General features: G+C 65.2%; 33 protein-coding genes. 27 read left to right on the top strand and 6 right to left on the bottom strand.

Annotated elements, in window-relative coordinates; all coding sequences use genetic code 11:
• The first annotated feature begins 12 nt into the window (after positions 1-12).
• Positions 13-432, top strand: a complete 420-nt coding sequence (locus IP90_RS12150; protein ID WP_158635341.1) for an outer membrane lipoprotein — start codon at positions 13-15, stop codon at positions 430-432.
• A gap of 54 nt (positions 433-486) precedes the next feature.
• On the opposite strand, the gene IP90_RS16800 is transcribed toward IP90_RS12150, so the two are convergent.
• Positions 487-687, bottom strand: a complete 201-nt coding sequence (locus tag IP90_RS16800; protein WP_144899908.1) for a hypothetical protein — start codon at positions 685-687, stop codon at positions 487-489.
• Between IP90_RS16800 and IP90_RS16805 the strand changes: the two genes are divergently transcribed.
• From IP90_RS16805 to IP90_RS12185, 6 genes are all read left to right on the top strand, one after another.
• Positions 671-979, top strand: a complete 309-nt coding sequence (locus IP90_RS16805) for a glycine zipper 2TM domain-containing protein (RefSeq protein ID WP_144899909.1) — start codon at positions 671-673, stop codon at positions 977-979. The genes IP90_RS16800 and IP90_RS16805 overlap by 17 nt on opposite strands.
• 206 nt (positions 980-1,185) lie before the next feature.
• A complete protein-coding gene (locus IP90_RS12165; RefSeq protein WP_199753465.1) occupies positions 1,186-2,655 on the top strand; it encodes a MipA/OmpV family protein in 1,470 nt (489 codons plus the stop codon).
• Positions 2,656-2,766: 111 nt separating this feature from the next.
• A complete protein-coding gene (locus IP90_RS12170) occupies positions 2,767-3,225 on the top strand; it encodes a DUF6491 family protein (RefSeq protein ID WP_144899910.1) in 459 nt (152 codons plus the stop codon).
• Positions 3,226-3,345: 120 nt separating this feature from the next.
• A complete protein-coding gene (locus IP90_RS12175; RefSeq protein ID WP_144899911.1) occupies positions 3,346-3,795 on the top strand; it encodes a DUF6491 family protein in 450 nt (149 codons plus the stop codon).
• A 59-nt stretch (positions 3,796-3,854) separates the two neighbouring features.
• Positions 3,855-4,604: a DUF4336 domain-containing protein gene (locus IP90_RS12180; RefSeq protein ID WP_144899912.1), complete on the top strand. Its 750-nt coding sequence runs from the start codon at positions 3,855-3,857 to the stop codon at positions 4,602-4,604.
• A gap of 116 nt (positions 4,605-4,720) precedes the next feature.
• Positions 4,721-5,332, top strand: coding sequence for a hypothetical protein (locus IP90_RS12185; RefSeq protein WP_144899913.1), 612 nt, complete (start codon positions 4,721-4,723; stop codon positions 5,330-5,332).
• Positions 5,333-5,388: 56 nt separating this feature from the next.
• Here IP90_RS12185 and IP90_RS16855 read toward each other — a convergent pair whose 3' ends face one another.
• The gene (locus IP90_RS16855) at positions 5,389-5,865 is read right to left on the bottom strand and encodes a cysteine hydrolase family protein (RefSeq protein WP_242007587.1); all 477 of its coding nucleotides are present in this window, start codon (positions 5,863-5,865) and stop codon (positions 5,389-5,391) included.
• Here IP90_RS16855 and IP90_RS12195 point away from each other — a divergent pair.
• Both IP90_RS12195 and IP90_RS12200 read left to right on the top strand, forming a co-directional pair.
• On the top strand, positions 5,755-7,179 hold the full coding sequence (locus IP90_RS12195; protein ID WP_242007583.1) for a DUF3182 family protein: 1,425 nt from the start codon (positions 5,755-5,757) through the stop codon (positions 7,177-7,179). The two genes, IP90_RS16855 and IP90_RS12195, sit on opposite strands and share 111 nt — an antisense overlap.
• Entirely contained in the window at positions 7,163-7,963 is an 801-nt protein-coding gene (locus IP90_RS12200; RefSeq protein ID WP_144899916.1) for an alpha/beta hydrolase family protein, read from the top strand. The genes IP90_RS12195 and IP90_RS12200 overlap by 17 nt, the downstream gene beginning before the upstream one ends.
• A 6-nt stretch (positions 7,964-7,969) precedes the next feature.
• On the opposite strand, the gene IP90_RS12205 is transcribed toward IP90_RS12200, so the two are convergent.
• Together IP90_RS12205 and IP90_RS12210 are read right to left on the bottom strand one after the other, a co-directional pair.
• Positions 7,970-8,203 (bottom strand): hypothetical protein, encoded by a 234-nt coding sequence (locus tag IP90_RS12205; protein WP_144899917.1) that lies wholly within the window; start codon positions 8,201-8,203, stop codon positions 7,970-7,972.
• A gap of 42 nt (positions 8,204-8,245) precedes the next feature.
• Complete coding sequence (locus IP90_RS12210) at positions 8,246-9,250, bottom strand: SDR family oxidoreductase (RefSeq protein WP_144899918.1); 1,005 nt, start codon at positions 9,248-9,250, stop codon at positions 8,246-8,248.
• A 159-nt stretch (positions 9,251-9,409) separates the two neighbouring features.
• Between IP90_RS12210 and IP90_RS12215 the strand changes: the two genes are divergently transcribed.
• From IP90_RS12215 to IP90_RS12230, 4 genes are all read left to right on the top strand, one after another.
• Positions 9,410-9,865, top strand: coding sequence for a DUF4920 domain-containing protein (locus IP90_RS12215; protein WP_158635344.1), 456 nt, complete (start codon positions 9,410-9,412; stop codon positions 9,863-9,865).
• Positions 9,866-9,916: 51 nt separating this feature from the next.
• Entirely contained in the window at positions 9,917-10,489 is a 573-nt protein-coding gene (locus IP90_RS12220) for a hypothetical protein (protein ID WP_144899920.1), read from the top strand.
• Between the two features lie 32 nt (positions 10,490-10,521).
• The gene (locus tag IP90_RS12225) at positions 10,522-10,986 is read left to right on the top strand and encodes a hypothetical protein (RefSeq protein ID WP_144899921.1); all 465 of its coding nucleotides are present in this window, start codon (positions 10,522-10,524) and stop codon (positions 10,984-10,986) included.
• 73 nt (positions 10,987-11,059) lie between these two features.
• Entirely contained in the window at positions 11,060-11,806 is a 747-nt protein-coding gene (locus IP90_RS12230) for a lytic transglycosylase domain-containing protein (protein ID WP_242007588.1), read from the top strand.
• A gap of 15 nt (positions 11,807-11,821) precedes the next feature.
• On the opposite strand, the gene IP90_RS12235 is transcribed toward IP90_RS12230, so the two are convergent.
• The gene (locus IP90_RS12235; protein WP_144899923.1) at positions 11,822-12,988 is read right to left on the bottom strand and encodes a PQQ-dependent sugar dehydrogenase; all 1,167 of its coding nucleotides are present in this window, start codon (positions 12,986-12,988) and stop codon (positions 11,822-11,824) included.
• A 302-nt stretch (positions 12,989-13,290) separates the two neighbouring features.
• Between IP90_RS12235 and IP90_RS12240 the strand changes: the two genes are divergently transcribed.
• From IP90_RS12240 to IP90_RS12260, 5 genes are all read left to right on the top strand, one after another.
• Positions 13,291-13,638, top strand: coding sequence for an EF-hand domain-containing protein (locus tag IP90_RS12240; protein ID WP_144899924.1), 348 nt, complete (start codon positions 13,291-13,293; stop codon positions 13,636-13,638).
• Between the two features lie 89 nt (positions 13,639-13,727).
• The gene (locus IP90_RS12245; protein ID WP_144899925.1) at positions 13,728-13,931 is read left to right on the top strand and encodes a hypothetical protein; all 204 of its coding nucleotides are present in this window, start codon (positions 13,728-13,730) and stop codon (positions 13,929-13,931) included.
• Between the two features lie 104 nt (positions 13,932-14,035).
• Positions 14,036-14,812 (top strand): HAD family hydrolase, encoded by a 777-nt coding sequence (locus tag IP90_RS12250; protein ID WP_144899926.1) that lies wholly within the window; start codon positions 14,036-14,038, stop codon positions 14,810-14,812.
• A gap of 205 nt (positions 14,813-15,017) precedes the next feature.
• Positions 15,018-15,512 carry a hypothetical protein gene (locus IP90_RS12255; protein WP_144899927.1) on the top strand — a complete coding sequence of 165 codons (495 nt, stop codon included), beginning with the start codon at positions 15,018-15,020 and terminating at the stop codon, positions 15,510-15,512.
• A gap of 131 nt (positions 15,513-15,643) precedes the next feature.
• Positions 15,644-16,078 (top strand): hypothetical protein, encoded by a 435-nt coding sequence (locus tag IP90_RS12260; protein ID WP_144899928.1) that lies wholly within the window; start codon positions 15,644-15,646, stop codon positions 16,076-16,078.
• 42 nt (positions 16,079-16,120) lie between these two features.
• Here the strand turns inward: IP90_RS12260 and IP90_RS12265 are convergent, their stop codons facing one another.
• Entirely contained in the window at positions 16,121-16,315 is a 195-nt protein-coding gene (locus tag IP90_RS12265; RefSeq protein ID WP_144899929.1) for a hypothetical protein, read from the bottom strand.
• Between the two features lie 97 nt (positions 16,316-16,412).
• Between IP90_RS12265 and IP90_RS12270 the strand changes: the two genes are divergently transcribed.
• The 9 genes from IP90_RS12270 to kdpC all read left to right on the top strand — a co-directional run bounded on the left by IP90_RS12270 (position 16,413) and on the right by kdpC (position 24,480).
• Positions 16,413-16,850, top strand: coding sequence for a copper resistance protein NlpE N-terminal domain-containing protein (locus IP90_RS12270; protein WP_158635345.1), 438 nt, complete (start codon positions 16,413-16,415; stop codon positions 16,848-16,850).
• 34 nt (positions 16,851-16,884) lie between these two features.
• A complete protein-coding gene (locus IP90_RS12275) occupies positions 16,885-17,442 on the top strand; it encodes a hypothetical protein (protein ID WP_144899931.1) in 558 nt (185 codons plus the stop codon).
• A 116-nt stretch (positions 17,443-17,558) separates the two neighbouring features.
• Positions 17,559-18,269 (top strand): hypothetical protein, encoded by a 711-nt coding sequence (locus IP90_RS12280; protein ID WP_144899932.1) that lies wholly within the window; start codon positions 17,559-17,561, stop codon positions 18,267-18,269.
• Positions 18,270-18,374: 105 nt separating this feature from the next.
• A complete protein-coding gene (locus tag IP90_RS12285) occupies positions 18,375-18,857 on the top strand; it encodes a GNAT family N-acetyltransferase (protein WP_158635346.1) in 483 nt (160 codons plus the stop codon).
• A gap of 287 nt (positions 18,858-19,144) precedes the next feature.
• Positions 19,145-19,903, top strand: a complete 759-nt coding sequence (locus tag IP90_RS12290; RefSeq protein ID WP_144899934.1) for a TorF family putative porin — start codon at positions 19,145-19,147, stop codon at positions 19,901-19,903.
• 16 nt (positions 19,904-19,919) lie between these two features.
• Positions 19,920-20,012, top strand: coding sequence for a potassium-transporting ATPase subunit F (locus tag IP90_RS12295; RefSeq protein WP_144899935.1), 93 nt, complete (start codon positions 19,920-19,922; stop codon positions 20,010-20,012).
• Between the two features lie 10 nt (positions 20,013-20,022).
• Positions 20,023-21,780: a potassium-transporting ATPase subunit KdpA gene (gene kdpA / locus IP90_RS12300; RefSeq protein ID WP_144899936.1), complete on the top strand. Its 1,758-nt coding sequence runs from the start codon at positions 20,023-20,025 to the stop codon at positions 21,778-21,780.
• A 71-nt stretch (positions 21,781-21,851) separates the two neighbouring features.
• Complete coding sequence (kdpB, locus tag IP90_RS12305) at positions 21,852-23,888, top strand: potassium-transporting ATPase subunit KdpB (protein ID WP_144899937.1); 2,037 nt, start codon at positions 21,852-21,854, stop codon at positions 23,886-23,888.
• Position 23,889: 1 nt separating this feature from the next.
• A complete protein-coding gene (kdpC, locus tag IP90_RS12310) occupies positions 23,890-24,480 on the top strand; it encodes a potassium-transporting ATPase subunit KdpC (RefSeq protein WP_144899938.1) in 591 nt (196 codons plus the stop codon).
• Positions 24,481-24,586 lie beyond the last annotated feature (106 nt).

The raw sequence follows: 24,586 nt of genomic DNA on the forward strand, positions 1-24,586 counted from the left end.
CTTTCCACTGCAATGTTGGTTTCTGCATGCGCGTCGTCGCCCACCAGCAGCCGTACTTTCTCCAGCAGCGAGGCCGGTGTCCAACAGACGGTGCAATGGGGCGTGGTCGAGGCCGTTCGGCCGGTGACCATCCAGGCCAGTGGCACCGGCGTCGGCACCGCCACGGGTGCGGTCCTGGGCGGTATCGCCGGCAGTACCGTGGGCGGCGGCAGGCGTGCCAACACGGCCGGTGCGGTGGCTGGCGCAGTAGCCGGCGGTGCGGCAGGCAATGCCATTTCCGGTAGCAACACCACGGGCGTCGAGTTCACCGTGCGCCTGGAAGAGACCGGACAGACCGTGGCTGTCGTGCAGGCCGGTTCGGTCAACGACTACCGCGTCGGCGATCGCGTCCGCGTCACCTCGGACGGCAGGACCACTCGCGTCAGCCGCTGAAGCCGCGCATCTCAACGTCATTGCTGATGAGCGGTGTACGGAGGACGCGTTGGATCATTTCAATTTCGAGGACGATGCGATGAAGATTTCCCGTAGTTTTGCCTTGCCTGTCGCGCTTTCGACGATCGTCCTGCTTTCGGCCTGCGCCTCCGCGCCGCCCAGCAGCAGCACTTTTTCGTCGAGCCAGGCCGGCGTCAAGCAGACGGTACGATGGGGCACGATCGAGGCCATCCGCCCGGTGACGATCCAGAGCAACGGCTCCTGGATCGCCACCGCCACGGGTGCCGCCCTGGGCGGCATTGCCGGCAGCACCATCGGAGGTGGCAGGCGTGCGCCTGCGGCTGGTGCGGTGGCCGGCGCGGCGGCTGGCGGTGCCGCCGGCAACGCCATGTCGGGAAGAAGCACCGAAGGCGTGGAGTTCACGGTGCTTCTGGAAGAGACCGGTCAGTCGGTCGCGGTGGCGCAGGTCGGTTCCGTGCATGACTACCGTGTCGGTGATCGCGTCCGCGTCACGTCGGACGGCACGACCGCCCGCGTCAGCCGCTGAGGTCGCGTGCCTCGCACGAGCGGGTTGATCAGGTCCCGATCGCGGCAGGCAATGTGAACGCCCCGTCCATCGCAGGATGGACGGGGTTTTAGAAAGGGTGAATGCCGCCGGCTGCGAGAGCAGGCACCGCTGCGGTTTGCCGTAGATGCGTATCGAAATATCCGCGGCTCAGGGGCGAGCCGATGCTGGACCGATAGGGGAGTCGTGTGATCGCAACGTTCCAGGAATCCAGCCGCCGTACTTCCGCCACTTCGCTGCTGGCGATGCCGGTGGGCAAGCATGGTCCATCACACCTCGCCAATGCACTGTCATGGATGCTGCTGTGCGGCCTGCTGGCAACCGGAGTCTTGCAGGCGCAGACCCACACCGACCATATCGCCGACCTGCTCGATACGCCCGGCAGCGCCGGCCTTGGTTTCATTTCGCGGATCGAGCAATCGCCCTACATCGACGGCGGCCACCGCACCGACCTGCTGCCACTGTACCTGTACGAAGGCGAACGCTTCTTCCTCAATGCCGACCGTGTCGGCGTGAAATTCGTCAACGACGACACGCACCGCCTGGACGGTTTCCTGGGACGCCGGCTGGAAGGTTTCCCGGAAGACGAGATGCCTGAAATCCTGGAAGGCATGGACGTGCGCAACACCAGCATCGACCTCGGCGTGGCCTACCGGTACGCGCAACCCTGGGGCACGCTGCGGGCATCGGTTATGCACGACGTCGGCGGCATATCCGAAGGCAGTGAACTGCGGCTGGGCTATTCCTACGACTGGCGCGGTCAGCGCTGGCTGCTGCGTCCGGACATCACCGTGGCCTGGCGCGATTCGAACCTCAACAATTACTACTATGGCGTGGCGCCACACGAGGCCACGCCGGAGCGGCCGGCGTACGCGCCCGGCAGCGGCGTCAACGTATCGCTAGGCCTGTACGGCACTTACGGCATCCTCAAGAACTGGCGCCTGCTCGGTGGCGTATCGGTCACCGCGCTGGACAGCGACGTGCGCAACAGCCCGATCATCCGCGACGACCTGCAGCCGGCGCTGTTCGTCGGCGCCGTCTACGACTTCGGCACCGCCATCACCCGCTGGGACGACGACCAGATTCCATTGCTGGTGAAAGTGTTCTACGGCCGCGCCTCGGCTGATGGCTGCCACATGGCCAACATCATGACCTTGTCGTGCACGTCGCTGAACCACGAGAACCCCACCAGCGTCACCGGCGTGCATGTCGGCCGTCCGTTCCTGGAACGCGTCAACGGCTGGCCGCTGGACTTCAACGGCTATGTCGGCCTGCTGTTCCGCGACGAGAACGGATTGCAGGCCAACGGCTGGCAGGTGGACGCCTACATGAAGGCGTTCTACTACGGCTTTCCGTGGAGCCGCCGGGTCAATACGCGGTTCGGTTTCGGTTTCGGCATTTCCTATGCCAACCATGTCCCGTGGACCGAGGTAAGCAGCCAGGCGCGTCGCGAGCGGCCGACCTCCAAGCTGCTGAACTACCTGGACCCGACCATCGACGTCAACGTCGGCGACATCTTCCGCTCGGAAAACTGGAGGAAAACCTACTTCGGGCTGGGCATTTCGCACCGGTCCGGCATATTCGCATCGTCGCGCCTGCTCGGCAGCGTCAACGGCGGATCGAACTACATCTATGCCTATCTTGAATCAGAATTCTGATCCTCGCGGCAAGCACGCCAGGAGATGACGATCGAACTTTCATGGCGCACGGACCATCCTGCGGCATGATTGAAGAAGCACTGAAACCACAGAAACATCGGGAGCGTCGCCATGAAGAAACTGCTGCTATTACTGCTTGCCACCCTGCTTGCGGGTGCCTGCGCGCACAACACCCTCAGCACCGAAGACCGTCTGGCGCTGTTCCGCGCCAATGCCGGTGAACCGGTCGAGCATTTTCAGTACTCGCGCAACCTGCGCTGGACGCCGCTCGGCGACCAGGCGCTGGCGGTATGGCCCGGGCGCAACCAGGGTTACCTGCTGGAACTGCGCGCGCGTTGCCCGGACCTCAATTTCGCCAACGCGATCCAGATCACCAACTCGATGAACCGCGTCAACGCCCGCTTCGACAGCGTGATCGTGCTGTCGCGCCCGGGTGGCAGCAACAGCATGCGCGTGCCTTGCCGCATCCAGACCATCCAGCCGCTGGACATGGACGGGCTGCGTTCAGACAAGTACGAAATGCGTGAAGCGCAGTCCGCGGAACGCGCGCCGGGTACTACGGAAGAGTGATCGTTTCGGCTGCCGCGCCGCCTGCCATCGGGAGGCGCGGACAGCTGCGAGGAAGGACTAATGTCGTGCCAACGCGCCGCCGCTGCGTCGTGGATCGGCCTAAAGATCGGGAGAATCGCCATGAAAAATTCGCTCGTACTGCTGCTCGTACCGCTGCTGTTGACCGCCTGCGCGCACACGTCCGGCACTGCCGACCGCCTGGAACTGGCCCGCGCCAATGCCGGCGCGCCGGTCGACAGCTTCCAGTATTCGCGCAACCTGCGCTTCACGCCGCTCGGTGACCAGGCACTTGCGGTGCGCGCCGGGGCCGAGCAGGGCTATCTGCTGGAACTGCGGACACGCTGCGACAGCCTGAATGTCGCTCAGTCGATCGCGATCACCAATGCAGGTGGACAGGTCAGGGCCGGCCAGGACAGCGTGCGCGTGTTGTCGCGCCCGCCCCGGAATGCACCGCGGCACCCGCTATGTCGCATCGACACCATCAAGCCGCTGGATCTGGACGGCATTCGCGCCGGCAATCTGGAGATGTACGAGACGCAGCCGGAAGAAGCGGGGGCAGTACAGGAATAGCCGCCGGCGGAGACCGCCGGCACGGCGTCGACGTCGTGCCGGCCTACGCATGCACGGTCATGCCGGATGCCGATTCACACGTCGTCTATCCGCCCACCAACACGCTCAAGTGCGTGGCCGAAGACGTGTGGATCGTCGATGGGCCGGTGATCCGTTTCGGCATGCCCTGGCCGAAGATGCCGTTTCCCACCCGGATGACGATCCTCCGCACGGCCGGGGGCGATCTGTTCCTGCATTCGCCGACGCCGCTGACGCCGCAGCTGAAATCACAGATCGATGCGCTCGGCGCCGCACGCTGGATCATCGGTCCCAATCGCATCCATTACTGGTGGATACCGGAATGGCATGCGGCGTACCCGGATGCGCAGGTCTATCTGGCGCCGCGGATCAGCGAGCAGGCGCGCGGACGCATCGATTTCGACACCTGCAAACTCGATCGCGATCGTGGCTATCCCTGGGATGCGGAAATCGCGACGCTGCCGGTCACTGGCAGCTTCATGACCGAAGTCGAGTTCTTTCATCATCCCAGCCGTACGCTGGTACTGACTGATTTCATCGAAAATTTCGAGAAGCACAAGCTAGGCTCATGGTTCCAGAGTTGGCTGACGCGCCTGGGCGGCGTGCAGGATCCGGATGGGCAGATGCCGCGCGACATGCGCGCGACCTATTCACGACAACGACCGCAGCTGCGCGCAGCAGTCGAACGGATGATTGCGTGGGATCCGGCGCGGATCATCCTTGCGCACGGACGCTGGTATCCGGATCACGGCGCCGCCGAACTGCGGCGCGCGTTTCGATGGTTGCTGTGACGGCCGCAAAAATAACGGGCAGCTAACAACCGTCGGTACACACATGCGACCGCTTCACTTCATCGCTACGGTCCTTCGCGGAAAGTACCGATACTTTTCGGTAGTGGAGACAGGCCGTGGCCAGAAAGATCGAATACAACACCGGGCAGGTGCATGAACTGCTGCTGCAGGCGTTGGAAACAGAGCGCGGTGGCATCAAGATCTACGAGAACGCCATCCGCGCTGCAGTGAACGACGACTTGCGCAAGGAGTGGGGCGAATACCTGGAAGAAACCCGCACGCACGAGAAAGTGCTGCTCAACGTACTCGCCGAGCTCGGCATGGATTCCGAGGAGAAAAGCCCGGGGCGCGACGTGGTAGCGCACCAGGGCGAAGCACTGGTGACCGCGATCCAGATGGCGCGCAAGAACGCAGACGCCACCGGCGCGGAACTCGTCGCCGGCGAATGCGTGGTACTCGCCGAAACCAAGGACCACATGAACTGGCACCTGATCGGCCATGTCGCCAAACACGGCACCGGGCCGGAGGCGAAGGTGCTGCAGGCCGCCTTCGAAGCGGTGGAGAAGGACGAGGACCATCACCTGTATCACACCACCGGCTGGACGCGGGAACTATGGATACAGTCGCTTGGATTCCCCGCCGTTCTGCCGCCGCCGGAAGAGGAGAAGAACGTGGAAACGGCAATTGGCGCGTCGCGCGCTGAACAGGCGCGTGACAAGCTGCTGTAGCCGGCCTGGCGTGCCCTGTGGTTGCCCTTTACGAACGTTGAAATCGCCTTTCGAAGTCAGGGTTTGACGGAGCGTGATGCGCGCACGTCGGCCTGCATCGCGGCCTTCATCAGTTCGACCGCCTGCTCGCGGCGTTGCGTTGTCTGCGCCGCGATGCAATCGCGGGGTACGCCCAGTTCGTACTCGTTCATGTGGGCATCGGCGGCGGTCGCCAGGATGCACGAGTCCGCCGCGATGCCGGTCAGCACCAGTCGGCGGACCTGCAACTGCTCCAACAGCAGGCGCAGCGGCGTGCAGAAGAATGCTGAGTGCTTCGGCTTGAGGATGAAGTAGTCGTCGCGTTCCGGCGCCAGTTGCTGCGCGATGGCTGCGCCGGGAGCGCCATCGTGTGTGCAGATCGCCACCAGTTCACGGAAGTCCGATTGCCACTGCATGAAATTGTCATTGATGTAGATCACGGGGGCGCCCGCCGCCTTCCAACGCTGCTTGAGTGCCGCGATCCGTCGCGCGGCGGGCAGTGCCTGTCCCAGCAGGCGCGGCGCTCCTTCGAAATCGAAGGGGTTGATCATGTCGACGATGAGCAGCGCCGCGTGGGTGGTCATGTCCGGGTGGCAATGCGTGGACGGAAATCGTTCCGGAGCATCGAAGCAGAGCATCGCCAGGGTGGCGATCATGTGAACCGTATTCACGACAACATGATCGACCGTGCCGGAGCATCGTTGCCGATGATGACGACTTCGGTGTCCAGTAGCAGGCCGGTCCTGTTGTTCAACAAGAACCGGGATGTCGATCCGGCCGGGCACGATCACCTGACCCGTGTCGCCATGGCCCAGCGCATCGCTACGCTGATCAATGGGCACTACGCCGGCGTGCATGACAGCAGCGCCATCGCCGGGCACCCGTACTTCATTCCCGACAACACCCTGCTGCGCGAGGATTGCACCGTCCTCGGCATTCAAGGCGAGGACGATCTCTACGGCGGCGTGGTGCCGCATGCCTTCCTGACCAACAAGACGATCAGCCATCCCCTGCCCGACATGCAGGCCGTGGCGCCTGACAGCTGGTCGCCACGCCTTGCCCAGCGCATCGGCAATACGGTACTGCCGGGCTACTCCGCATTCTCGCGGAACGATGCGCAGCTGGCCGGGGAGCGTCTGCTTGAAGGGGGCCGCGTACGCGTCAAGCGCGCTGCAGGCGTAGGCGGCGAGGGCCAGGCAGTGGTCGATTCGATCGAAGAACTGATGTCGGTCCTGGATGGCATCGACCGGAATGAATTGTGCCAGGAGGGTGTGGTGATCGAACGCGACCTCGACGACGCGCTCACCTACAGCGTTGGCGTGCTGCGCGTCGCCGGTCGGCAGTTCGCCTATTGCGGCACGCAGTTCATGGTCGAGGATCGCAATGGCATCGAAGTCTACGGCGGCTCGGAACTCCATGTCGTTCGCGGCGGCTTCGCGCAGCTGCAACGGCTGCTGGCCGATGACGAAAGGGTAGAGGCGACAGGAAAGGCCATCCAGTACGACGCGGCCGTGTCTGCAGAATTTCCGGATTTCTTCGCCTCGCGCCGTAATTACGATGTCGCGGCAGGCCGCGACAGCCGCGGCCTGCGCCATTGCGGCGTGCTCGAGCAATCCTGGCGGATAGGCGGGGCGACGCCGGCGGAGATCGCCGCGGTCGAGGCGTTGTTGGCAGAGCCTTCGCTGGATTCGATCGTGGCGTCGACGCACGAACTGCATCGCGCCGGGCCCGTACCCGCAGAGGCACGCGTCCACTTCGACGATCCGTACAGCCGTTCCGGTCCGATCCTGAAATATTCGCGGGTGCACAGGCATGGAAATCCGACTTGAGCCGGTCGAAATCGCGGTGGATGAGGAATCGGTGCAGGGCACGCTGCTGGCGCCGACCCGGAAAATGCCAGCGGTGCTGTTCGTGCACGGCTGGGGTGGCAGCCAGCAACACGATCTCGTGCGGGCGCGCGAGGCAGCTGGGCTGGGCGGCGTGTGCCTGACCTTCGATCTTCGTGGTCACGAAAGCACTGCCTCGCAATGGGAAACCGTCAACCGCGAGTCGAACCTGCGCGATCTGCTCGCCGCCTACGACTGGCTGACGGCGCAGCCCAACGTGGATCGCAGCGCGATCGCCGTGGTCGGCATCAGCTATGGCGGCTACCTGGCGTCGATCCTGACCACGCTGCGGCCGGTGCGATGGCTGGCGCTGCGTTCGCCGGCGCTATACAAGGACGAAGGTTGGACCTTGCCGAAGCGCCAGCTGCATGCCGATCCCGACCTCCCGCAGTTCCGTCTGCGTGCGCTCGAGGCGCATTGCAACCGGGCCTTGCAGGCCGCCGCCGCCTTCACCGGCGATGTGCTGATCGTGGAAGCGGAACTCGATACGGTGGTGCCGCACCAGGTCATGGAGAATTATCGCAACGCGTTCACGCGCGCGCGTTCGCTGACCTCGCGTGTGCTGTCCGGCGCAGACCATGGCCTGGCGGACAAGAAGGCGCAGCAGGACTACACCCGCGTGCTGATCAAATGGCTGACTGAGATGATTATTGGCGCGCGTGAACAGGCCGCCAAGGCCAAGGTGGAGGAACACAGGCCCAAGGTGCCGGCTCCATCGACGCGATGAATCCGCTCAGACGCGGTCGTCGATGCCGACGATTCCAGACTGCTTGGCACAGTGCGCGCAGCAGTAGAACTTGCCGTCGTGCTCGGCGCCGTGGCCGATGATGCTGCATTGGCAGTGAGAGCAGCGTGGGGCCAAGGCGTGGATCGCGCACTCGAACGAATCGTAGGTGCCCCGACGGTCGCCCTGCACGATATCGAAGGACTTGTCGTAACTGTTTCCGCAAACATCGCAGATGCCCATGGTGCATCCTCCTGAGGGTAGTTCCGTGTTGAAGCGAGCGTGCTAGCCGCGCGGGCCGCCCATGACCGGCAGCACGACGCCGCTGATGTACGAAGCCGTTACTGGCGACGCCAGGAACACATAGGCGGGCGATATTTCCTCCGGTTGCGCCGGGCGTCCCATATCGCTGTCCTCGCCGAACTTCGCTACTTCCTTGGCGGCGCGGTCGGCGGGATTGAGCGGTGTCCAGACAGGGCCCGGCGCAACCGCGTTCACGCGGATGCCGCGCGCCAGCAGGTTGCTGGCCAGCGACCTGGTGAAGGCGTGGATGGCGCCCTTGGTGGCGGAATAATCGAGCAGCGCCTTGCTGCCGAAGATGCCGGTCTCCGATCCGGTATTGATGATGCTCGCACCATTGCCCATGTGCGGCAGCGCGGCGCGCGCCATGTGGAAGTAGCCGCCGATGTTGGTCTGCAGGGTTTCCTGCAGATGTTCGTCGGTCATGTCCTCCAGCGAGTCGAGGTGCTGCTGGAACGCGGCGTTGTTGACCAGGATGTCGAGCCGGCCGAAGGTCTTGACCGCCTTGCGCACCGCGCGATCGCAGAAGCGCGGGTCCTTGACGTCGCCGGCGATGAGCAGGCACCTGCGTCCCTCGTTCTCGACTTGATCGCGCGTCTTCCTGGCATCGACATGTTCGTCCAGGTAAAGCACGGCGACGTCGGCGCCTTCGCGCGCGAACAGCACCGCGACTGCGCGGCCTATGCCGGAATCGCCGCCGGTGATGATCGCGGCCATACCCTCGAGCTTGCCGCTGCCGACATAGTCCGATGCCAGGAAGCGCGGTTGCAGCTGCAGCGCATACTCGTTGCCGGGTTTGGCCAGGTGCTGCCCCGGCATCGGGTTCTGCGGTTGTCTACGCGCACCGGCCTGCACCGGTTTCGGCTTCGCCTTGCCGCTGCCGCGCTTCTTCTCGATCGCGTCTGCACGCTCCTGGATCGCACGCTGCCGGGCGACGGTTTTCTTGCCGCCGGTGCCGCGGACTGTGGAAGTCTTCCTGGACACCGCCATGCTTCACCTCGCACTAACGAATCTTGTCAATGAGGTAATGATAGAAGTCGATCTGTCGACAGGCGGTGAGATGAAAGTGCGGGAGCCCCCGCTCAGTGGCTTCGGCACTGCATTCGCAGCGCTATGATGCGAACCAACCCTTCATCACAGGAGCAGACCATGCCGCCGACGACCATGCCGTTGCCGATCACGAGAACGATGCTTGCGGCCGTCCTGCTCGCTGTGGCCAGCATCGCCAATGCCGGCGAGTCCCGGAAGTTCGGCGAGATGATGCCTGCCGGCGAGGCCGTGCGGATTTCCGTCGCGATCGCCGCCCACCAGGACTATGCCGGCAAGGCGCAGCGCTTCAGCGGACGCATTGCCGAGGTCTGCCAGAAGGAAGGTTGCTGGCTGGTACTGGAGGACGACGGCCAGAGCGCACGCGTGATGATGCGCGATCACGAATTCGCGGTACCCAAGGACGCCAGCGGCCGCGCCGAAGTCCATGGCGTGCTGTCGCGCCACCAGTTGACTCCGGAAGCGGTGAAACACATGCAGGAGGAGAGCAGCAGCGGATTGCCGGTGTCGGACGTGGAATACCGCATCGTCGCCGACGGCGTGGAAATCGCCGGCTGAGGCGCCACGATCGTGCGATTCGATCGCGTCCTGTTTTTACGCAGCGCTGGCATGGGCAGAAGCCTGTCCATCGTCATCGGCGCGTTGCTGCTGTCGGCATGCAATCCGCCCGCGCCGGCTCCAGTCGCGCCGGCGGTCGATACGCCGACGGCTACTGGCGATGCGACATCCGCGCCGGCGGGCAGGACGCCCGAAGCCGTCACGGCGCGAGCCGACGCCGCCGCTCCTGCAAAGGATGCCGCCGCCGAGCAGATGATCGACGAACGCATCGAACGCCTGCTCGGCGACCACCAGCGCTATCGGGCGGTCTTCGAGCAGTTCCAGCAGGCCGTGGCCGCACACGATGCCACCGCTGTCGCCGCCCTGGTCGACTATCCGTTCACCGCGACCATCGATGGCAAGCGCGTCGTCATCGACGATGCGGTGAGTTTCGCCGCGCGTTACCGCGAGATCGTGACGCCCGCCACCGCCGCGGTCATCGCCGGGCAGCGATCCGCCGATCTGATGGTCAACGCGCGCGGCGTGATGTTCGGCAGCGGCGAAGCCTGGTTGAACGGCATCTGCAGCGATGCGGCCTGCAAGCACTTCGATGTCAAGGTGGTCGCGATCCAGCCCGGTGCCTGAACCGAATTTCGATATCCACCCAGAGGATTCCCATGAAGCCGACGTTCGCCACTTCGATCGCCATCATCGCAGCCATGCTTGCGGTGGCCTGCAACAAGCCGCAACCGGCCGAAACCGCATCGACCGCTGCCGCGCCGGCATCGCCCGCAACGCAAGCGTCCACCGCCCCCGCTGTTGCGGACGATGCCCTCCCGGCTTTCGTCGGCAAGGTCTGGCAGGTACAGGAATCGTCGGCGATCGCACCGGGCACGCGCTACAGTTTCCTGGTGGACGGCAGGCTGGTCATCGATGCCGAAGGCGGCACGCCCGGTTATGGGAAATGGACGTACGAGAACGGCGCGCTGACGATGATCGAGGAAGGCGTGTCGTATCCCACCGACATCCTCAAGCTTGATGCCACCACCTTCCAGATCCGCAGCCACAATCCGGGTGAGCCGGTGACGATCACGCTGGTGCCGGCCGAGGGCGTGCCGTTGCCGACCGTGCCGGCAAGATAGGAAAAACATCGAAGCACATCGCAGGCTCTGCAATCCGCGAATGGACGTCACCGCCCGCACCGCGGTCTGGATCATGACGCTGCTGGCCGGCGCGATATGCGCGGACGCGCAGGCGCGCACCGTGTATCGCTGCGTGCGCAACGGCACCGTCAGCCTGGCGACGGCGCCGGAGCCGGGCTCGAAGTGCGTCGCGAAGGCCATCGACGACAATGCCGTGGTCACGCCCAACCTGTGGGGCGAGATGGGCGTGATCAGCGGCACGCTGTACGAGCGCCAGCAGGACGGGAAAACCGTGTACAGCACGCGCCGGCTGCCCGGATCGAGGGCGTACCTGAAGTTCACGGTGAAGACGCCGCCCGGTTCGTCGGCGCATGAGGGGCTGGGCAGGATCGGCAAGCCGCAGTTGAAGGTGTTTGCCGCGCAGTTCAAGGCGGCGGCCAAGGCGACGGGTGTCGATGCCGCCTGGCTGCGTGCGTTTGCACACGCGGAGAGTGACTTCGATGCCGGCGCGGTATCGTCCAAGGGCGCGCTCGGGGTGATGCAGCTGATGCCGGAGATCGTCGAGGAATACGGTGTCAAGGATCCGTTTTCGTCGGCCGAATCGATCAACGCCGGCGCGCGCCACCTCAGCCAGCTGAAACGGCGCTACAAGAACGATCTGGCGCTGGTGGCCGCGGCCTACAACGCCGGCATCGGCGCGGTGACGCGTTACGGCGGCGTACCGCCGTACGCCGAGACCCAGGCCTACGTCGCCAAGGTGCAGGCATTGCACGATCGCTACCTGGTGGCGATGGGCCGCAAGGAAACGCCGGCGAAGTAGCAGAGCGCCTTGCTGCTATGGCTTCGGCGGCGGCGTCAGCTTCAGCAGCTTCGCGTCGCCGCCGTCCTGCAGCAGCCAGATCGCGCCATCCGGACCCTGTTCCACTTCACGGATGCGCTCGCCCATGTCGAAGCGCTGCGCTTCGCGCGCCTTGTCGCCATCGAATTCGATCCGTACCAGCGACTGCGACGACAGCCCGCCGATGAAACCGTCGCCCTGCCAGTCCGGGAACTGCCTGCCGGAATAGATGATGAAGCCCGCCGGCGAAATCACCGGGTTCCAAGACACTTCCGGCGCGTTGAATTCCGGGCGCGTGTCGTGGTCGGGGATCTCGCGGCCATCGTAGTGATCGCCGTTGGAGACGATCGGATAGCCGTAGTTGGCGCCGCGCTCTATCAGGTTCAGTTCGTCGCCGCCCTTGGGACCCATCTCGTGCGCCCATAACCGGCCCTGCGCATCGAACGCCAGTCCGAGGATGTTGCGGTGCCCCAGCGACCAGACCTGCGCGCTGACGCCGCCCTGCTCGGCGAACGGATTATCGGCCGGCACGCTGCCGTCGTCGTTGAGGCGCACCATCTTGCCGAGATTGGATTTCATGTCCTGCGCGGGGTCGAACTTCTGCCGCTCGCTCGAGCTGATCCACAGCTTGCCGTCCTTGTCGAAGGCCAGGCGATGGCCGTAGTGGCCGCGACCGGAAACCTTCGGCACCTGCCGCCAGATCACCTTCAGGTCGGACAGGCTGCCGCCGCCGTCGTTGTCCAGCGTCAGCTTTGCGCGCGCGACGGCGCCGCCGCGCGTGTCGCCGCTGCCTTTCTCGGCATAGCTCAGGTAGACGATGCCGTTGCCGGCGAACTTCGGATGCAGCAACACGTCGCCGAATCCGCCCTGGCCGCCGTAGTCGACCTCGGGCACGCCGCTGATCTCGCCGACCTGTTTGCTGGCGATGTCCAGCAGCTTCAGCTTGCCTTCCTTCTCGGTGACCAGCAGTCGGCCGTCGGGCAGGAAGGTCATCGCCCAGGGCTCGTCGAAGTCGGCCACCTCAGTGGTCACGAACGGCTCGCTGCTGGCAGCAGCCGTGGCCGTGGCGCTGGCGTCGCCGTTCTGGGCGGCGTTGCTGGCGCCATTGCAGCCGGTCAACAGCAGAGCGGCGCCGCAGGCGGCGGTCAACAGGGAATGCTTCATGGCGGGCTCCGGCGAAGAAGAGGTTGGCTGGGTATTTCAACACGATCGTGTGGCGGTGCATGTCATCGCGATCACGAAGTGTGCCACCGCGCCGTGGAAGGCGGCATCACCGGTCGCGCCTGCAAAAACGCGAACTGCGACGCAGCTTGCCGTCGCGCCTGACACACATCACCGGCGTTGTGGTTAAGGCAACGTAACCCTAACGATCAAGCCGTCGTCAGGATTCAGACTGGCGCTGGCAAGGTGCGGACGTGCGGCCAAGACCGTGCACTCCATCCTTACCTGTTCCATGGAGCCAAATCATGAAAACGAACAAGCGTTTGATCCCCCTGCTGGCGCTCACCGCAACGTTGGCCGCTCCCCTGGCCTTCGCGCAGTCGACCACCCCGACGCAGTCGGCAGAACCCACCGCGGCGCCTGAAGCCGCCGCCCAGGCAGCTCCCGCCGCCGGCGCCAAGACCAAGACCTGGGCCGACGTGGACAGCGACAAGGACGGCAAGATCAGCAAGGCCGAATCCGCCGCCGAACCGGCCGTGGGCCAGATCTTCGACCAGGCCGACGCCGACAAGGACGGCAACCTGACCACCGACGAATACAAAGCCTTCGTTGCCAAGGCCAATGGCGCGCCCAAGGCCGACCAGGGCGGCTGATCACGCATCCCGGCCCGGCCTCGCGCCGGGCCGGCCGCGAACGGCGTGCCCCCGCACGCCGTCGTTCCAGACATCGAGGGAGTTCCGCAATGAATATCAAGATGCGCGATGTATCGCTGGCGTTGCTGACCGCCAGCGTATTGACGATGGCGGCCTGCGCCAGCACCCAGGATGACCCGACCGAACCGCCGGCCGACGCCACTGCACCGGTGGACGAAGCCGCGACACCGGCGACGGACGCCAGCAGCGTGCCACCGCCGGCCGACAGCACCACGCCGGCAACCACGCCGTAAGTCACATGCTTCGATCGCGTCTGCAACAATCGCTGCGGGCGGAATGCTGCAAACGCAAAGGCGGCCACGGCCGCCTTCGTCGTATCGACGCGTAAACTGCACGGATGCAGAACGCACAAGCACATGCGCACGACGACAACGCGATACGCCTGGTCGGTTTCGACGGCGACGACACCCTGTGGCGCAGCCAGGACTATTTCGATGCCGCGCAGGTGGAGTTCGAAGGCATCGTCGGCGGCTATGCCGACCTCGGCGACGTCCGCGTCCACGAACACCTGTACCAGGTGGAGAAACGCAACCTGGCGCTGTTCGGCTACGGCGTCAAGGGCATGGCGTTGTCGATGATCGAAGCGGCGCTGCAGATCACCGGCCAGCGCATGTCCGGCGCCGACGTGCAGCGCATCGTCGCACTGGCCAAGTCGCTGCTGCAGCATCCGGTGGAACTGCTGCCCGGCATCCGCGAAGCGGTCGAGCGCATCGCGGCGGAACGCGACGTGGTGCTGATCACCAAGGGCGACCTGTTCCACCAGGAAGCCAAGGTGCGGCAATCCGGACTGGCGCACGTCTTCCGCCGCATCGAGATCGTCAGCGAAAAGGATGCCGACACCTACACGCGCCTGTTCGGCGAATTCGAGCTGGCGCCGGCGCAGTTCCTGATGATCGGCAATTCCCTGCGCTCGGACATCGCCCCGGTACTGGCGCTGGGCGGCTGGGGCGTGCACATGCCCTACCACACCACCTGGGCGCACGAGAGCGAGGCCGAAATCCGCGCAGGCCAGGCACGCATGCGCAGCGTGGATTCGGCCGATGAACTGCCGACGGCGGTGCGTGAGCTCGCGGCGCTGGCCGATCGCGGCCGGAATCCGCCGGCTGATGCCTGAATCGCTGAAGCAGGCGGCACCGCAATGGGATCCGCGAGCGGCATGGCGTGAATGCCATGGACAAGCCCCGCTGGAGGCTGGCCCAGCTTAGCGTCGGCTAAACCTCCGAGAGGCGCATCGCAAACATTAAAAAGCGGTTCACCGCGCGCGCCGCATCTTGGCGCTGTCCGCGCAACGGCGTGGATTCCCCAAGGAGAGAACGACGATGACGATACTGTCCCGCTGGCTGGCCCCCGCCTTGCTTGCCGTCGGCTTCGGTTTCGCTGCAATGGCGCCGACGCCCGCACGGGCCCAGGGTGATGAACTGGTGCGCGTCATCGTCGATGTCGCCGACGTCATTTTCCGCAGCGGCCAGCCCTACTATCGCCACGATAACCGCTACCGCTACGACGACCGCCTGATCGTGGTGCACGACCGCTACCGCGGCCCGATCTACTACCGCCAGGTGCCGCGTGCCGTTTATTACCGCGACTACAACCGCTACCGCAGCGGCCCGCCATACGGCAATGCCCACGGCTACTGGCGCGATGGACGCTGGTGGGATGGGCGCCGCTGGCACGACCGCCGGGACCATCGCGAATACCGGCGCTGGCAGACGAGCAATTCGTGGCGTGACCGCGATCACGATCGCTACGACCGCAAGTACAAATACAAGTACAAAAACAAACATGGCCGCGGCCATGGCCGGGACGACGATTGAGCGTTGCAGCGACTCTGTCATGTGGCATTCGAAGGCGGTGCCGTCATCCGGCGCCGCCTTCGGCGTTCAACGGAACCTCAATTTCGCGATGCTAATCTGGGCGCAGCCCATCCGGTCCACAGGAGTTCGTCATGCGCATCACTTCATTGTTCGTCGCGGCGGTGCTCGCGCTGGCGGCATTGCCGCCGGCGCATGCGGCCGGCCCGATCGACTGCCGTCTCAAGTTCAGCATGTCCGGCTGGTCGGCGTTCTACAAGACGTCCTCCGGCGAGGGCGTGGTGAGTTGCGACAACGGGCAGAGCATGCCGGTGCGGATCAGCACCAAAGGCGGCGGCATCACTTTCGGCAAGTCGCGCATCGACAACGGCACCGGCGAGTTCTCCGGGGTCTACAACATCCGCGACATCCTCGGCGGCTATGCCGCGGCCGAGGCGCATGCCGGCGCCGGCAAGTCGAGCAAGGCGCAGGTGGTCACCAAGGGCAGCATCTCGCTGGCGCTGGCCGGCACCGGTTCGGGCTGGGACCTGGGCGTGTCGTTCGGCAGTTTCGTGATCGAGCCGCGCTGACCGGTTGTCCTCGCGTCGACCTGCGCATAGCGGGCAGGGCAGTCAGCGCGGCGAGACCACGCCGCCGTCGACTCCCTGCGGCACCTTCAGGGTTTTCTCGACATCGTCGCCGAGCCGGTGCGCGAACCAGCTCAGGCTCAGGCCGTAGGCCAGCGCGAGCACGGTCAGCAGGCCAGCGCCGGCCAGCCAGCGCCGCAGGCGGCTGGAACGGGGAGGGTGACCGGGACGTGGACGCATGCTGCGCTCTCAGGCAGGACATCCATGGCAACGCAAGCCGCGAATGGATACGGCCAGCGGCGATCCCTGGCCGGCCCGCTGCGGCACAATCCCTTTCATGAAGCCACGCCTCGTATTCCTGCCGTACCTGCTGTTCCTGTGTGCACTGGGCGCGTGCAGCCGCGCGCCGGCACCCGACGATGCCGCCGCCGCGCTGCTGGAGCATGATGGCCGAGTGGCCTGGCAGGGCATGCTGGCCTGCGCCGATTGCGACGGCATCGACACCTCGCTGTCGCTCGACCGTCGCGGCGGCCAGCGTGATTACCTGCTGATCGAAAGCTACCTGACCGAGGGCGGCGCCGAGCGCTTCGTCGAGCGGGGACGATGGCAGGCGAACGACGACGCCCTGATCCGACTGCGGGCGATCGATGGCGGCGAGCGCGTCTACGCCCTGCAGGCCGATGGCCGCCTGCAGCCACGCGACACCAAAGGGCGCCGCTTCGCAACGCGCGATGGCGATTTCCTGATGCCGGCGATGGCGTCGAGCGGACAGTAATGCCGGCCATGCCCGGATTTTCGTGGAGGACCGCATGGACAATTCCGTGAGATGCCGTTCGGTGTGCGGGTTGCTGGTACTGGTGCTCGCAGCCGCCGGCCTCGCACCAGCCTCGTTGGCCGCCGAGCCGGCGCAGGCCGAGGGGCCGCGCAGCGGTGATGCCTGGGTGGATCGCCAGCTCGACGACATCAGCCGCTATGGCGAGCGTTACCGGGATGCCTTCATCGACGAACTGGTGCGCTATCAGGCCACGCCGCGCGAACTGGCGCAGGAAGTGCTGGCCGCGCGCTGGACGCCCGGCGACCTCTACTACGCCTGCGCGATGGCGCAGGCCATTGGCCAACCCTGCCGCAACGTGATTGCCGAATGGACCCGCGACCACGAGGGTGGCTGGGCGGACGTCGGCAAACGGCTCGGGATCGCGCCCGGTTCGCCTGCGTTCCTCAAGCTCAAGCGTGGTTTCGTGGCCAGCTACGAACATTGGGCGCGACCGCTGGAACTGGATGCGGAGTTGCGCCGCGCGTTCCCGGACAGGGCCAAGGCGAAGTCCGCAGGCAGCGACCGCAAGGATGCGGACAAGAACAGCCAGTAGCCGACGGCCCGGCTGTCGGTGCCGACGCGCCTTTTTTAGAGGGCGTTCATGGCCCGTGCCGATCATGTCCGGACAGGTCCATGGCGCCATTTGACAGCCATCTCAAGGAGAACATCATGCGAACCACGATCAAGAGCATTGTCCTGGCAATGGCACTGGCCGCCGCAAGCGGTGGCGTGCAGGCCCAGGACTTCGCGTTCGGGTGGAACCCGCGTACCGGCGACATGTGGATCGACCAGCGCCTCGGCGACATCAATGATTACGGCTACCGTCATCGCGACCCCTTCATCGATGAAATGGTCGTGCACTACGGCGCCCCGCGCGTACTGGTGCGCGAATTGCTGGTCGACCGTCACTGGGCGCCGGGCGATGTCTACTACGCCTGTTCGATCGCGAACATCCTCGGCATTCCCTGTCGCAACGTGGTGGAGGTATGGGATCGCGATCATGGACAGGGCTGGGGTGCGATCGCCAAGCGTATGGGCATCAAGCCGGGGTCGGCGGAGTTCCACCGCCTGAAGAAGGGTTTCGTGCCGAGCTACGATCGTTGGGGACGTACGATCGTGCTGGATGCGGACCTGCGTCGGGACTATCCGGATCGCGGAAACGGCAAGACTGGTTCGCGCGGCCAAGGCAGTGGCAAGAGCAGCACTGTGCACGGGAACTCCGGCAAGTCGTCCGCATCGCACGGCAAGAGCAGCAAGAACGACATGGCGCCAGCGCCAGGCAAATCCGGCAAGTCGTCGAAGTCGCAAGGCGCCGGCAAGGACAAGGGTTCCGGCAAGGACAATCAGAAGGGCGGAAAAGGAAACGGCAAGCCGCGCTGAGCCGCACGCATGGCCGGCAGGGCCGTTGGTGCCGGTCGTGCCGTTCGACGATGCCGACCGCGACCGGCTACTGCCGAAGCCCGGCTGCGCCGTTATCATCGCGGCATGTCCGCCGACTACCGCATCGTCGAATACGCCGCGCAATGGCGCGACGATTTCGCGCGTCTCAACATCGACTGGCTGCAGCGCTACTTCGTAGTCGAGGCGATCGACAACGAGGTGCTGCACGATCCGGAAACGCACATCCTCGATCCGGGAGGGCGCATCCTGTTCGCAGTCGATGCGCGGGAACGCGCCACCGGCACGGTGGCGCTGAAGCATGAGGGTGGCGGTGTCTACGAACTGACCAAGATGGCGGTCGAACCCGGCCACCAGGGCGCCGGCATCGGGCGCGCGCTGATGCAGGCGGCGCTGGCTACATACCGTAGCCTCGATGGTCGCGAACTGTTTCTCGAATCCAGCTCGAAACTGGTCCCGGCCTTGCAGCTGTACGCAAGCGTCGGCTTCGTGCACAAGCCGGCGCCGCGTCCCGGCTCGCACTACCAGCGCGCCGACGTGCACATGGTCTGGACGCCCGGGGATCCGTAACAGGGCTTGCAGCGCTGCCCGGAGTTCCAACACCCGACCCATTGCGCTGTCTGTATATCCCACCTGTTCGCGAAGGATCAGCTTGTTGCGCGCAATAACCACGGCGCTGCCCGGATCGAACACAACGACGGCGAAGCAGGTTCTGCTCCATGCGTGAAGGACCGCTTGCACGCCGAAAAAAATATACGAAACCTTTACGCCACGACAGCGGCAACCGCATGGAGGTTTTACTCGCCTCGGGACGAGACTGACCAGGTCGGCGGAATGTCTCCGCCTGGAAGCGATCCATGTCCCATCTCACTGCAAACACGCGCGCCATCGGCGCGTTGCCGGCCGCGCTCGCGGCCGTTTTCACAGGCGTGGCCGCGCTCGGCGCCAGTGGTGTCGCACAGGCGGTCGAAGTCGTCGGCAACGCCACGCTCACGACCGACTACGTCTGGCGCGGCAGCACGCAGACCCAGGGCGACCCTGCCGTGCAGGCTGGCTTCAAGGTGGCCGGCGAGTCCGGCTTCTATGGCTCGATCTGGGCCTCGAACGTGGAGTTCGCGCCGGAGACCCACGCCAGCAGCGAATTTGATTTCACGCTCGGTTGGGGCTGCAGCCTCGACGACGACTGGGCGCTGGACGTCAACGTCCTGCACTACCGCTATCCGTCGACCACCATCGAGCTCAACTGGACCGAGCTCAACGGCACGGCGACCTGGAAGGACAATTACTGGGCTTCGCTGGGTTATTCGGACGAAGCACTGGGCTACGACGAGAGCGGCATCCATGCACTGCTCGGCGCCAGGTTCCCGGTCAACGACAAGATGCGTTTCGAGGCGGCGATTGCCTACTACGACCTGAAGGACCTCAACGGCGACGACAGCGACGATGGCTATGCCCATGGCCTGCTCAGCGCCGTGTGGGCGTTCAAGACGCCCGGTTTACAAGCAAATATGGAAGCGCGCCTGACCGCGCATGCCACCGATTCGAGCGCGGAGGATTTCTTCGGCGAAGCGTTCGCCGGCAACCGCATCGAAGCGGCGCTGCAAGCGTCGTTCTGAAAGGAGAACCCACACCATGCCTGGCTGGCTTGCCTTGATCTGCGCGATCGCCGTGGTGATCGCCGCTGCCTATCTTCTGTTCGTGGTCCTGTACCCGGACCGCTTCTGAGTTCTCGACGATGAACGAATTCATGATCGTATTCGCGCTGGCGATCGGCCTCGGCTGGCCGCTGGGACGTTATCTGGCCGTAGTGATGCGTGGCGCGCCGATGCGCAGTGATGGCCTGTTCGGCTGGATCGAGAAGCCGATCTACCGCTTGATCGGCACCGATCCGACGCGCGGCATGGGCTGGCGCGGTTACGCCAAGGCGTTCGCGCTCAGCAACCTGGTCATCGGGCTGGTCGTCTGGATGCAGTTCATGACCCAGGCCTGGTTGCCGCTGAATCCCGACGACATCCCCAGCATGCGCTGGGACCTGGCGCTGCACACGATGGTGTCGTTCCTCACCAACACCAACCAGCAGCACTACTCCGGGCAGGCGCAGCTGTCCTACCTGTCGCAGATGGTCGGCATCGTCGGCTTGCAGGTGGTGACGCCGATGATGGGTCTGGCGATGGTCGTCGCCACGCTGCGCGCGCTGTTCGGTGGGCGCGATGAGATGGAAAAGACCGGCGCCACGACGGCGCCGGAAAGCGTCGCGACAGGGCATGCAGGCGAAGGTGTCGACCGCGACGTCGGCAACTACTGGGCCGATGTGGTTCGCGCGACGTTCCGTTTCATGCTGCCGTTGTGCCTGCTGTGGTCGTTGCTGCTCACCTGGCAGGGCGTGCCGTCGACCCTGGCCGCCGGGCCGACCATCACACCGGTCGATGCCAGCGCCGGGATGAAAACGCAGAAGATCCCGCTCGGCCCGGTGGCGCCGATGGTCGCGGCCAAGCAGCTTGGTTCCAACGGCGGCGGCTGGTACGGCCCCAACAGCTCGGTGCCGCTGGAAAATCCCACGCCGTTCTCCAACCTGTTGCAGACCCTCGCCATCGTGCTGATCCCGGTCTCGATCGCGTTCATGGTCGGCCCGTTCACGCGTCGACGTCGCCTCACCGCACTGGTGTTCGGCACCATGCTGGCGATGTCGCTGATATCGACCGGATTGTCGATATGGTCGGAAGCGCTTTCAGCCACGGCAAACGATCCGGCGCTGATGGAAGGCAAGGAAGTGCGCATCGGAGCGGAAGCCTCGGCGCTGTGGTCCGCCGTCACCACGCAGGTCAACAACGGCTCGGTCAACAGCATGCTCGATTCGACGGCACCGCTGACCGGTATGGTGGCGATGACCAACATGCTGATCAACGCGATCTGGGGTGGCGTCGGTTGCGGCCTGCAGCAGTACCTGGTGTTCCTGTTGCTGAGCGTGTTCCTGGCGGGTTTGATGACGGGGCGAACGCCGGAACTGTTCGGCCGCAAGATCGAGGCACCGGAGGTGCGATTGCTGGCGCTGCTGATCCTGCTGCAGCCGCTGGTCATCCTGGGTTTCACCGCGCTGACGCTGGCCCTCCCGTCGATCGCCGGCGGCTTTGAAACAGGAATCTCCAATCCGGGGTTCCACGGCATCAGCCAAGTGTTCTACGAGTACACCTCGGCCTATGCCAACAATGGCTCCGGCTTCGAAGGCCTCGCCGATGCGACCTGGTGGTGGAACCTGAGTTGCGCGATCGTCCTGGCACTTGGGCGATTCCCCGCCTTGATCGTGCCGCTCGCGGTGGCCGGCCTGATGGCGCGCAAACGCGCGGCACCGGAAAGCCTGGGCACGCTGCAGATAGAAACGGCGACCTTCGCGCTGACCCTGATCGCGGTGATCGTGATCCTGACGGTGCTGCAGTTCATGCCTGCGCTGGTGCTGGGTCCGGTTGCCGACCACCTCACGCTTATCGCGAACTAACAGCTGTCATCCCGGGCGCTGGTCGGTGAAGCAGATCCCTCACTGCGTTCGGGATGACGAGGAAGACATTCATGGATTACAAGACAAGAACCCGCGCCGGTCATCCGGCGCTGATCGATGCAGGCGCCTTGCGCCAGGCGACGACCGAATCCTTCGCCAAGCTGTCGCCGCGGCACCTCGTCAGGAGTCCGGTGATGGCGGTGGTGATGCTGGGTACGATCCTGTCGGCACTGATCGCGATCTTCGGCGCAGGCAACACCACCTTTGGCTGGACGGTGACCGTGATCCTGCTGCTGACGGTGCTGTTCGCCAACTTCGCCGAGGCGGTGGCGGAAGCGCGCGGTCGTGGCCAGGCCGCTTCGCTGCGCAGTGCGCGTCGCGACCTGGTCGCCCGTCGCCTCGACGGCGGCATCGGCAGCGAGCAGAGGATTCCGGCCGCGCAGCTGCGTCCCGGCGATATCGTGATCGTCTCGGCCGGCGAACTGGTCCCGGCCGACGGCGAGATCGAGCGCGGCGTCGCCACCATCAACGAATCCGCCGTCACCGGCGAATCCGCGCCGGTGCTGCGCGAGGCCGGCACCGACCGCTCTGGCGTGATCGGCGGCACCAAGGTGCTGTCCGACGAAATCCTGGTACGCGTTACCGCCGAGCCGGGCCGCAGTTTCCTCGACCGCATGATCGCGCTGGTCGAAGGCGCCAACCGTCAGAAGACGCCAAATGAGATCGCGCTGACCATGCTGTTGGCAGCGATGACGCTGAGCTTCCTGATCGTGGTCACCACCTTGCCTGCGCTTGGTGCCTTCGTTGGCGTCGAGGTCGACACGCTGCTGCTGATCGCGCTGCTGGTGTGCCTGATCCCGACCACGATCGGCGGCCTGCTGCCGGCGATCGGCATCGCCGGCATGAACCGCGCGCTGTCGGCCAACGTGCTGGCGAAATCGGGCAAGGCGGTCGAGGTCGCCGGCGATGTCGACGTACTGCTGCTCGACAAGACCGGCACCGTCACCCATGGCGATCGCCAGGCCACCGCATTCCATCCGCTGGCTGGCATCGATGCCTCGACATTGCGCGACGCGGCGCTGTTGTCTTCGCTGGCCGACCCGACGCCGGAAGGCAAGTCGATCGTCAAGCTCGCCCGCGAGCAGGGCAGCACGATCGCCGAGCCGGAGCGCGCCGACTACGTGCAGTTCAGCGCGCATACGCGGATGTCCGGCGTCGACGTCGATGGTCGCACGATCCGCAAAGGCGCCAGCGACTCGATCGTCAGGCATGCGCTGTCGCTCGGTGGCCAGGCTGTGCCGGAGCTGATCGCGCGTGTCGATCAGATCGCCCGTAGCGGCGCCACGCCTCTGGTGGTCGCCGAAGGCAAGCACCTGCTCGGCGTGGTGGAGCTGTCGGACGTGGTCAAGCATGGCGTCAAGGAACGCTTCGCCCAACTGCGGGCGATGGGCGTTCGCACGGTGATGATCACCGGCGACAACCCGTTGACTGCGGCCGCCATTGCCGCCGAGGCCGGCGTCGACGACTACATCGCCGAGGCCACGCCCGAAGACAAGCTCGCCCGCATCCGTGCCGAGCAGGCCAGCGGCAAGCTGGTGGCGATGGTCGGCGACGGCACCAACGATGCGCCCGCGCTGGCGCAGGCCGATGTCGGCCTGGCGATGAATTCCGGCACGCAGGCCGCCAAGGAAGCCGGCAACATGGTCGATCTGGACTCCGATCCGGCCAAGCTGCTGGCGGTGGTCGAAGTCGGCAAGCAGCAGCTGATCACGCGCGGCGCGCTGACGACGTTCTCGCTGGCCAACGACGTGTCGAAGTATTTCGCGATCCTGCCGGCCATCTTCGCTGCGGCGATTCCGCAGATGACCGCGCTGAACGTGATGAACCTGTCGAGTCCGGCCAACGCAGTGCTTGCGGCGTTGATCTTCAACGCGCTGATCATCCCGGCACTGATTCCGCTGGCCCTGCGCGGCGTGCGTTTCAAGCCGGCCAGCGCAGTGTCGCTGCTGCGCCGGAACATGCTGGTTTACGGCGTGGGCGGCGTGATCCTGCCGTTCATCGGCATCAAGTTGATCGACATGCTGCTGTCAGCAGTCGTGGGAGCCTGAGATGAGTACTCGTGATTTTGTGCTGGAAAATGGCTACAACCTGCGTGGTTCGGTCGGGCTGATGCTGGTCGCCTTGCTGCTGATGGGCCTGTCGTATTCTCTGGCTGCTGCCGGCCTGGGCCGCGTGGCATTTCCGCAGCAGGCCACCGGCAGCATCATCGAGCGCGACGGCAAGGCGGTCGGCTCGACGCTGATCCCGCAGCCGTTCGTCGCCGACGGCTATTTCCAGGCGCGACCCAGCGGCCCTAACTACGACCCGATGGCCGCTGCCGGCAGCAACCTGGCGCGCAGCAATCCGGATCTGCGCAAGCGCATCGACACCGCACGCATCACGGTCGCGGCACGTGAAGGCATTGCGCCGGAAGCGGTGCCGATTGAGTTGATCACGCAATCTGGCAGTGGTCTCGACCCGCACATCACGCCAGCAGGGGCGCGGGTGCAGGTGGCGCGCGTGGCGAAGGCGCGCGGCATGGGTCCGGCGCGACTCGAACGTCTGATCGCGCAGCATGTCGAAACGCGGCAGTTCGGCGTGTTCGGACAGGCGCGGGTCAACGTGCTGGAATTGAACCTGGCGCTGGATGCCGAAAAGTAGCGGAATAAACGCGCGGGGACTTGCCTCCAGTCGCGTAGGGCGCATTAGCCGAATGCGCCGGATGCCAAATGTTCGCAGCGTCGCATGCGGCGCAGTGCGCTTCGGC

Source organism: Luteimonas cucumeris (assembly GCF_007830035.1).
Taxonomy (GTDB): domain Bacteria; phylum Pseudomonadota; class Gammaproteobacteria; order Xanthomonadales; family Xanthomonadaceae; genus Luteimonas_C; species Luteimonas_C cucumeris.